Raw genomic sequence first — 8,417 nt, forward strand, 5'->3', positions numbered from 1 at the left:
GACGCCCTCGCCAAGATCAGCCACGGACTTGAACACTAAATTGAGCCAAGTCGGGTAAAAAGCTGATCGAGGTCGCCTTACCTCTCGAAGCCATCAACAAAGCTTCCGCTCACGAAAAATCGGTACCGAGAAGGGGGCACCCGGCAACCCTTCACCTGTGGTGGGCTCGTCGGCCGCTGGCAACGGTTCGCGCCGTCTTATTCTCCCAGCTAGTGGACGACCCCTCCGCTCGACCCGACGAATTCCCTACCGAAGCCGCACAAAAAATAGAGCGCGAACGACTGCATACCATTATCGCTAAACTCGTTGAGTGGGAGAACACCAATGACGCTTCAGTTCTGGCAGATGCGCGGGCCGAAATCAAGAAGTCAACTGGATCTAATCCCCCCTTCATCGTCGATCCATTTGCAGGCGGCGGGAGCATTCCTCTGGAGGCTCAGCGTTTAGGACTTCAAGTCCAAGCATCGGATCTGAATCCGGTTGCGGTGCTAATAAACAAGGCTCTTGTCGAGTTTCCTCCGAAATTTGCAGCTAGGGAGCCTGTATACCCCGGTCTTGCTGGGTCGGAAATTACAGAATGGACAGGCGCACATGGGATTGCTGCCGACGTTCGTGCTTACGGTGAACGGTTACGTGACCAGGCTTTTCGACGCCTTGGTCACTTATATCCGAAGGTTGACCTTCCAAACGGTGTACAAGCGAACGTAATTGCCTGCATTTGGGGCCGAACTGTGACTTGCCCGAATCCCGCATGTCGTATAAAAGCGCCCCTCGTTCGTTCGTGGTGGCTGAGCAAGAAAAAGGGCCGAGAGACATTTATCGTGCCCCATTCGCCGGTAGGTGATTCAAAAGACGTCACTTTCACCATTCGGAGTGGGCCTGGTCAACCAGTTCGAGCCACCATGTCCGGGCGAACCGGTGGGTCTTGCATCGCATGCGAATCGGTCATATCAAAGGAATACGTGAAGTCGGAGGCCCTAGCGGGCAGAATGAGCCAAACTCTGCTCGCTGTCGTCGCCGAAGGCGATCGGCGGCGAATTTACCTTGAGCCGAGCGACGAACAAGTCAAAGCCGCGGACGTAGAGGCGCCGGCCGACGTTCCTGACCAGGAATTGGGCATAGATCCGAGGAATCTGTGGACTCCCGCCTACGGGCTATCGACGTTCTCGAGCCTCTTCACTAATCGTCAACTCGTCACCTTGACCACTCTCAGTGACCTAATAGCTGAAGGTCGGGAAGTTATTCAGCGCGACGCGAGTGCGGCCGGCATGGATCTTGGCGACCGTCTAGAAAAAGGCGGCGCCGGCGCCGCAGCTTATGCGGACGTCGTTACAGTTTATTTAGGATTCTTGATGTCGAAACTTGCGGACTGGCTATCCGCTGTGTGCAGTTGGATCCCGCAGATAGAGGGTGTTCGCGATACTTTCGCCAGGCAAGCTATCCCTATGGCCTGGGATTACGTCGAGATCAATCCATTTTCCAACGCCGTTGGGAACATCAATGGCCATATCAAGTGGATTGCCGACGCGGTCGAGCAACTCCCAGCCTTAGGATCCGCCAATGTTAGCCAGCGGAGTGCAACAAAGGTGACCTGGGCTGGGGGTCTTGTCTCAACTGATCCGCCGTACTACGACAACATCGCTTACTCCGACTTGTCAGATTTTCTGTACGTGTGGGAACGCAGAACACTCAAAGAGGTTCTCCCCGAACTATTTGGTACGTTGCTCGTTCCGAAGGCTGACGAACTAGTCGCCAATCCATATCGTCACGGCGGCCGAGATGCAGCGCGAAAGTTCTTCGAGGCGGGATTCGAGGAGGTCTTCACAAATGCTCGCGAAAATGCGCTTGCGGATTACCCCATGACCGTTTATTACGCGTTCAAGCAGACTGAGACTTCGGATGAAGGCGCTGTTTCTTCCGGTTGGCAAACGCTTCTAGATGGCATGGTTCGGGCAGGCTGGACTATCACAGCCACATGGCCCATGCGGAGCGAGCGCACCGCGCGGATGATCGCGGTTGGGCATAACGCTCTTGCTTCGTCCATTGTGCTGGCTTTGCGTCCGAGGCCAAAGACCGCGCCAACTCAAGACCGTTCAGGGTTTATCGCGGTTATGAAAGCCGAGTTGGGAGACTCGGTTACCACACTCCAAGCCGGTGGTGTTGCCCCAGTTGACCTCCCGCAGGCGGCAATCGGGCCAGGGATGGCGGTCTTTAGTCGCTACTCCGCAGTGCTTGAGCCCGATGGATCACCAATGACCGTGCGAGCTGCCCTCTCACTAATCAATGAGATGCTCGATGAAGTGCTAACTGAGCAAGAGGGCGATTTCGATTCCACGACGCGATTTGCGATCGCGTGGTTCCGTACCCAAGGCTACGGCGAAGGCGATTTCGGCGATGCTGACAACCTTGCCCGAGCACGAAACTCTTCGGTGGCGACTCTTGAGCGCGAGGGTATTTTAACTGGCCGAAAGGGCGTCGTTCGACTTTTTCGTCCGTCCGATATGGCAGATGATTACGACGTGATCACCGATGAATCAGTCAGCACATGGGAGGTGTTGCACCACTTGATAAGAATCATGGAGTCGGAGGGCATTCCCTCGGTCGGTTCATTTCTCGCGCAGGCATCCGCACGAGGAGACAGTGCGATCGACATCGACCTGATTCCCGAGCTGTCTCATCTTTTGTTCCGTATTGCTGAAGACAACAAGTGGATGAAGGATGCGATCAGCTTCAACAGCCTCGTTACCGCCTGGCCCGACATCATCGACGCATCCCGCGCGCCACGATCGGATGCCCGCCAGGGAGCACTCGACTTCGCCGGTGATGAGTGAAGCTCCACGACAGAGTTTGGGAGGGCCCGCGCAATGGCTATGAGTAACCGCGATCGTGTCAACAAGATGTTCGAGACCGCCGCGCCGATCTTTGATGCTTTCTTGCAGAAGACGCTGACCGAGAACCTGCCTGATGGGGCGGAATGGACGCTGCTGGTTGCCGCCCGCGATGAGGAACGGGGTATCAATGGCAAGGAATACAGCCGCACCGATCCTCAGGTTCAGTTACGCATGCTCACCGAGAATATTCCGCACCAACTGAAACCAGGGTGGTACCCGTTCGACGGACTACTCAGCCCAGTGCATAAGTCTTATGCGAGCGAACTGCGCAAGTACCGTGACGATTTCGCGCACAACAAGCCATTTACCGATGACGATGCTTACCGCGCTCTGGACACTTGCGAACGGCTTCTCGTCGCGGTGGGAGGGGCTCAGGCGGCCGCTGGGGTTGCGGCGATCCGCCTGAATCTTCGCCGGGTCACTGCCGATAAGGACGATCGCAAAGTCAGCTCGGACACCACTGCCAGCCCGGATTCGCACGGTCTCAAGCCGTGGCGCGAGGTACTCCAGCCGCACGCGGACGTTGCGACCGGGAACTTCCACGCTGCGGAGTTCGCCGCCGATCTCTACAAGGTGGCCAGCGGTGATCCGCAGCAGAGTAGTGACTACGCCGACCCCGTTCAGTTCTTCAGCCGCACTTACCTCACCGAAGGTTTGCGCGATCTGATTGGCCGGGCTGTGCGGCGACTCGCTGGTGACACCAACGCTTCCCCGGTGATCAATCTCCAGACCAACTTCGGCGGCGGTAAAACCCACTCGATGCTGGCTTTATGGCATCTGGCATCGGGGCTACCGCTGACGTCCTACAACCAAGACGTCCAAGAGCTCCTGGCGGCCCACGGCTACAGCGATCTGCCTTCAACGGTGCGCCGGGTCGCAATCGTCGGCAACCATCTAGCGCCCACTGGCGCCGAGAAGGTAGACGGCACCCGTGTGAACACCATCTGGGGCGAGTTGGCCTGGCAGTTGGGTGGAGCAGAGGGATACGCGATCGTTGCGGACGCCGACCAGGCTGGCACAAATCCTGGTGAAGCTCTGCATACCCTGATCGCCCGGTACGCGCCAGCGGTCATCTTGATCGACGAATGGGTGGCCTACGCCCGACAGTTGTACTCCCAGGAGCACAGTGGGGCCGGAACTTTCGATACCCAGTTCACTTTCGCTCAGTCCCTGACTGAGGCCGTGAAAGCAACTCCTGGCGTGTTGTTGGCGATCTCGATTCCGGCTTCCGATAACGCCGATGACAGCACGCACTCGGCCGGTACTGCGGAGGAGGTCGGCGGCACCTATGGTCTTGAGGCACTTAAACGACTGCAGAATGTTGTGCGCCGGGTGGCGGATCAGTGGCGGCCAGCGTCGTCGAATGAGGCGTATCACATTGTTCGACGGCGACTGTTCGTTGAGCCCGATGCGGCGGCGTTAGCTGCAATCAGACAGACCGCGCGGGCGTTTGTGGATATGTACGGCAAGCACGGCCAGGAGTTCCCGCGTGAGTCCCGTGAGTCTGCTTATGAGCAGCGGATCAGAGAGACCTATCCGATTCACCCCGAACTGTTTGATCGGCTCTATCAGGATTGGTCAACGCTAGAGCGGTTCCAACGCACTCGCGGTGTGCTGCGCTTAATGAACACCATCATCCACGCACTGTGGGTAGGCGACAGCGACGTTTCACCTCTGATCATGCCGGGATCCATTCCGCTTGCGGTTTCGGCGGTCAACTCCGAACTCACCCAATACCTGCAAGATTCGTGGAAGCCCATCATCGACGCTGATGTTGACGGTGATGAATCTGAGCCGGTGCGTATCGACACCGAAACCCCGCTGTACGGACAGCGCCGCACTACCCGCCGCCTCGCTCGCACTGTCTTCTTCGGCGCAGCTCCGACTGGCGAGTCCCCGATACCAAGTCCACCCGGAATTAGAGTCGGGTTTGTTTGATCCAGATTCAGTTGATCTCGCAGGCCACTGGGGTGTGGGTGCACCTGCATTCGGCAGCGTACTCGGCCGGCGTGCGGTAGCCCAGCGATGAGTGGCGATGCCGGTGGTTGTGCTCATCCTTGAAGTCGCCGATGACCACGCGGGCCTCGAGCAGGGTGTTCCAGTGGTTGCGGTTGAGGCACTCCTTGCGCAGGCGGTTGTTGAAGGATTCGATGTGTCCGTTGTTCCACGGCGTACCCGGCGGGATGTAGGACATGCCCACTCGGCGGTCGCAAAATTGTTGTAGTGCTTGCGAAATGAACTCCGGGCCGTTGTCCATCCGCAGCACCTTCGGCGGCCCGCCTGCGGCGGCGAACACCTTCGTGAGTTCGGCGACGAGCAGTTCGGCGGTGATCGACCGCTCGACGATGTTCAGCATCGACTCGCGGGTGTGTTCATCGACCATCGAGGCGATCTTGATGGCTTTGCCGTCGATCGTGGAGTCGAACTGGAAATCGATCGCCCACACCACGTTCGGGGCATCTGCCTCGATCGGTGGAATCGAGGACACGCCGGCCCGCTTGCGCGGGCTGCGAATCTTGACCTGGAGGCCTTCTTCGCGCCAGAGGCGGTGGATCTTCTTCTTGTTGACCTCACGGCGCTCGTCGTAGCGCAGCGCCGCCCACGCACGGCGGAACCCGTGGCACGGGTTCTTGGTGGCATACGAGCGCAACCAGGCCCTCATATCGGTGTCAGGATCGGCGGGGGTCTGCGACAGGGGCAGGCGACGGTGGGTGGAGCGGGCCAGCCCAACAGCTTTGCACGCCAACCGTTCCGATATACCCAAGGTCTCCTTGAGCATGTCGACGGCGCGGCGCTTGGCAGCTGGGCTCAGAATTTTCCCTTCGCGACCTCCCGCAAGGCGTCTTTGACCAGTTCGGCCTCAGCCAGCAGCCGCTTCAATCGGGCGTTCTGCTCGCGCAGCTCCTTGAGCTCCTTGGCGGCGTCGGTGTCCATCCCGCCGTAAGCGCGGCGCCAGTTGTAGAGCGTCGCCGCCGAGACACCGAGTTCGGCGGCGATCTCGTCACCGGTCTTGCCTTCCGCGGTCAGCTCGTCCGCGCGGCGCAGTTTGCGCACAATGTCTTCTGCGGAATGCCGCTTCCGACCAGCCATACGTTTCATCGTCCCTTCTCGCCCGATACCGGGCCACAGGACTCTAAAACTGGTTGGACTCATTCAGTGGGAACACGCCACGACCATCGGGACTTCGCATAAGGGCTTAGAGACGCAGCGAGTGTTTCTCGGAACCGCGATTCCGGGAGACGTGATTGGAAACTTCCACTCCGCCCTGACGAGGCTTGCTGACCGAGCTACGTACTTCTATACGGGGCAGGGCAAGTATTGGTACGACACCCAGGCCAACATCACCCGCCGCGCCAAAGACCAAGCCGAGCGGCTGCATCCGCAGGACGTGTGGGCTGAGATGATCGGCCGGCTGCAATCCCAGAGCAGTCAACGGGGGGGTCTGCTGCACGATCAGGTGACAGTCTCGGTCACGCGGCCTGACTGGCCGGTGTGGTCATAATTGCTTCGAATTCGATCGGGGTCAACCGCCCGAGACCGGACTGACGTCGGCGTCGATGGTAGGTCCGTTCGATCCAGGTGACGATTGCGATCCGCAGCTCTTCCCGGGTGTTCCAACGGCGGCGATCGAGCACGTTCTTCTGCAATAGGCTGAAGAAGCTCTCCATGGCCGCATTGTCGCCGGCCGCCCCGACGCGGCCCATCGAGCCGACCATGTCGTAGCGACCCAACGCGTGAACGAATCTTCTTGACCTGAACTGAGATCCGCGGTCGGTGTGGACTATGCACCCGGCAACTTCGCCGCGGCGTGCTACTGCACTACTGAGCGCTGTGGTGGCCAGCCGGGACTTCATCCGGGAGTCGATCGAGTACCCGACGATGCGGTTGGAGAACACGTCCTTGATCGCACACAGGTACAGCTTGCCCTCACTGGTGCGATGTTCGGTGATATCGCTGAGCCACAACTGATTTGGCGCATCAGCGGTGAAGTCGCGCTCGACGAGATCATCGTGCACAGGCGGCCCTACCTTGCCGTTCTTGCCGCGTTTCTTTCCGAACACGCTCCACCACTGGTTGCTGGTGCAGATCCGCCAGGCGGTGCGCTCGGCCATCGGCTCGCCGGCATCGCGGGCCTCTTCGACCAGGTAGCGGTAGCCGAACTCGGGGTCCTCCTGGTGGGCGTCGAACAGCGCATTGGCCCGGTAAGCCTCGAGGAGTTCGGCGTCGGTGATGGGATGGGCCCGCCAGCGGTAGTAGGGCTGGCGGGCGAGCTTGAGTACCCGGCACGTCACCGCCACGGGAATCCCGTCGGCGGCGAGCTCACTTACGAGCGGGTAGAGTCTTTTCCCGGCAGATTGGCCTGCGACAAATACGCCGCCGCTCGACGCAATACTTCATTTTCTTGCTCTAACAACCGATTTCGGCGGCGCAGCTCCCGCAACTCAGCCGAGTCGCTGGTGCTCTTGCCGGGCTTGGCGCCCTCGTCGATATCGGCTTGGCGCATCCACTTGTGCAGCGTCATCGGGTGGACACCGAAATCGGTGGCGATCTGTTCGATCGTCACCCCGTCGTCGCGGTTGCGAGCGACCCGCACGACGTCGTAGCGGAACTCCTGGGGGTAAGGCCTGGGCACAATGACATCCTTCCAGCTCGCCCATTACGGGCAAGCCAACTCAGATGTCACCTATTCGTGCAGCAGACCCCGCCGATGAATCCCGGCTGGAAGAGCTCGACAACGCAGTGCGTCAATACCTAGGGTGGAAGGACGTCCTCAACAACGCGGGCGAGCTCGACCTAACACCAAGCCAGCGCCAACAGGCCGAGGAACAAACCCAAAAAAACTCCGACACCGCCACTGCGCGACTGCTCGGCGCCTATCACTGGCTTCTTGTTCCGTCCCAAGCCGATCCGGCAGCACCCTTCACAATCACCACCACGAAGGCTGAGGGACAAGCTGCCTCGCTCGGTGAGCGTGTTAGCAAGAAACTCGGCACCGAAGGTCAACTCACCTCTCAACTTGGCCCGGCCACAATCCGATTCGTTCTCGAGAACCGGGTGCCGGCCGCCTGGGAACAGGGGTACATCAGTGTCGGCGAGCTTTGGAAGCTGTTCGCCCGCTACCCGTACATGACGCGACTCCGCGACCGAACAGTCCTTGATGCTGGCGTTGTTCAGCAGCAGTCCACGGCCTGGGAATACGACGGCTTCGCGTTGGCTGAAGGCTATGAGGACGGGCGCTTCCGAGGGCTGGTTCTTCCGACCGACGGCCGTGCGGTGGTAGTCACTGACAACACTCTGGTGGTCAAGCCCGCGTTGGCTCAAAGGCAACGAGACGAAGAGATCGCCGAGCAGGCTCAGGTGAAGCCAAAATCTGATGAACCTGGAACAGAACACACGGATAAGCCCTGCGTTGTGACAGTTGTTCCGGAGCCAGTCATCACCACAGTCACGAGGTTCGTTGGCTCCAAATCTGTTGCCCGTCGCTATGGATGAGGATGTCGGCGTCATTGGCGGTGATGATGGGTG

5 protein-coding genes and 1 pseudogene are annotated in these 8,417 nt (G+C 59.5%); 4 read left to right on the plus strand and 2 right to left on the minus strand.

Annotation, left to right across the window (positions count from 1 at the left end):
• Window positions 1-65: 65 nt before the first annotated feature.
• Window positions 66-2,831 (plus strand): DUF1156 domain-containing protein, encoded by a 2,766-nt coding sequence (locus CRM90_RS28945; protein WP_353617003.1) that lies wholly within the window; start codon window positions 66-68, stop codon window positions 2,829-2,831.
• 33 nt (window positions 2,832-2,864) lie between these two features.
• Entirely contained in the window at window positions 2,865-4,829 is a 1,965-nt protein-coding gene (locus CRM90_RS28950) for a DUF499 family protein (protein WP_102810311.1), read from the plus strand.
• A gap of 7 nt (window positions 4,830-4,836) precedes the next feature.
• Here CRM90_RS28950 and CRM90_RS28955 read toward each other — a convergent pair.
• Window positions 4,837-5,981 (minus strand): IS3 family transposase gene (locus CRM90_RS28955; protein ID WP_102810312.1). Its coding sequence is split into 2 segments (ribosomal slippage): window positions 4,837-5,714 and window positions 5,714-5,981, totalling 1,146 coding nucleotides; the frame shifts between segments, so codons are not numbered across the junction.
• 76 nt (window positions 5,982-6,057) lie between these two features.
• Here CRM90_RS28955 and CRM90_RS28960 point away from each other — a divergent pair.
• Window positions 6,058-6,330, plus strand: a pseudogene (locus tag CRM90_RS28960) (hypothetical protein); the annotation flags it as partial.
• A 31-nt stretch (window positions 6,331-6,361) separates the two neighbouring features.
• On the opposite strand, the gene CRM90_RS28965 reads toward CRM90_RS28960, so the two are convergent.
• Window positions 6,362-7,524 (minus strand): IS3 family transposase gene (locus tag CRM90_RS28965; protein ID WP_102810313.1). Its coding sequence is split into 2 segments (ribosomal slippage): window positions 6,362-7,237 and window positions 7,240-7,524, totalling 1,161 coding nucleotides; the frame shifts between segments, so codons are not numbered across the junction.
• A gap of 44 nt (window positions 7,525-7,568) precedes the next feature.
• On the opposite strand from CRM90_RS28965, the gene CRM90_RS28970 reads away from it, so the two are divergent.
• The gene (locus CRM90_RS28970) at window positions 7,569-8,384 is read left to right on the plus strand and encodes a hypothetical protein (RefSeq protein WP_142391486.1); all 816 of its coding nucleotides are present in this window, start codon (window positions 7,569-7,571) and stop codon (window positions 8,382-8,384) included.
• Window positions 8,385-8,417: the final 33 nt, after the last annotated feature.

It is taken from the genome of Mycobacterium sp. ENV421 (genome assembly GCF_002887815.1).
In the GTDB taxonomy this organism is placed as follows: domain Bacteria; phylum Actinomycetota; class Actinomycetes; order Mycobacteriales; family Mycobacteriaceae; genus Mycobacterium.

What these genes read in the sequence shown, in the direction of transcription:
- CRM90_RS28950 (WP_102810311.1), top strand. Translation starts at nt 2,865, where the DNA reads ATGGCTATGAGTAACCGCGATCGTGTCAACAAGATGTTCGAGACCGCC.
- CRM90_RS28970 (WP_142391486.1), top strand. Translation starts at nt 7,569, where the DNA reads ATGTCACCTATTCGTGCAGCAGACCCCGCCGATGAATCCCGGCTGGAA.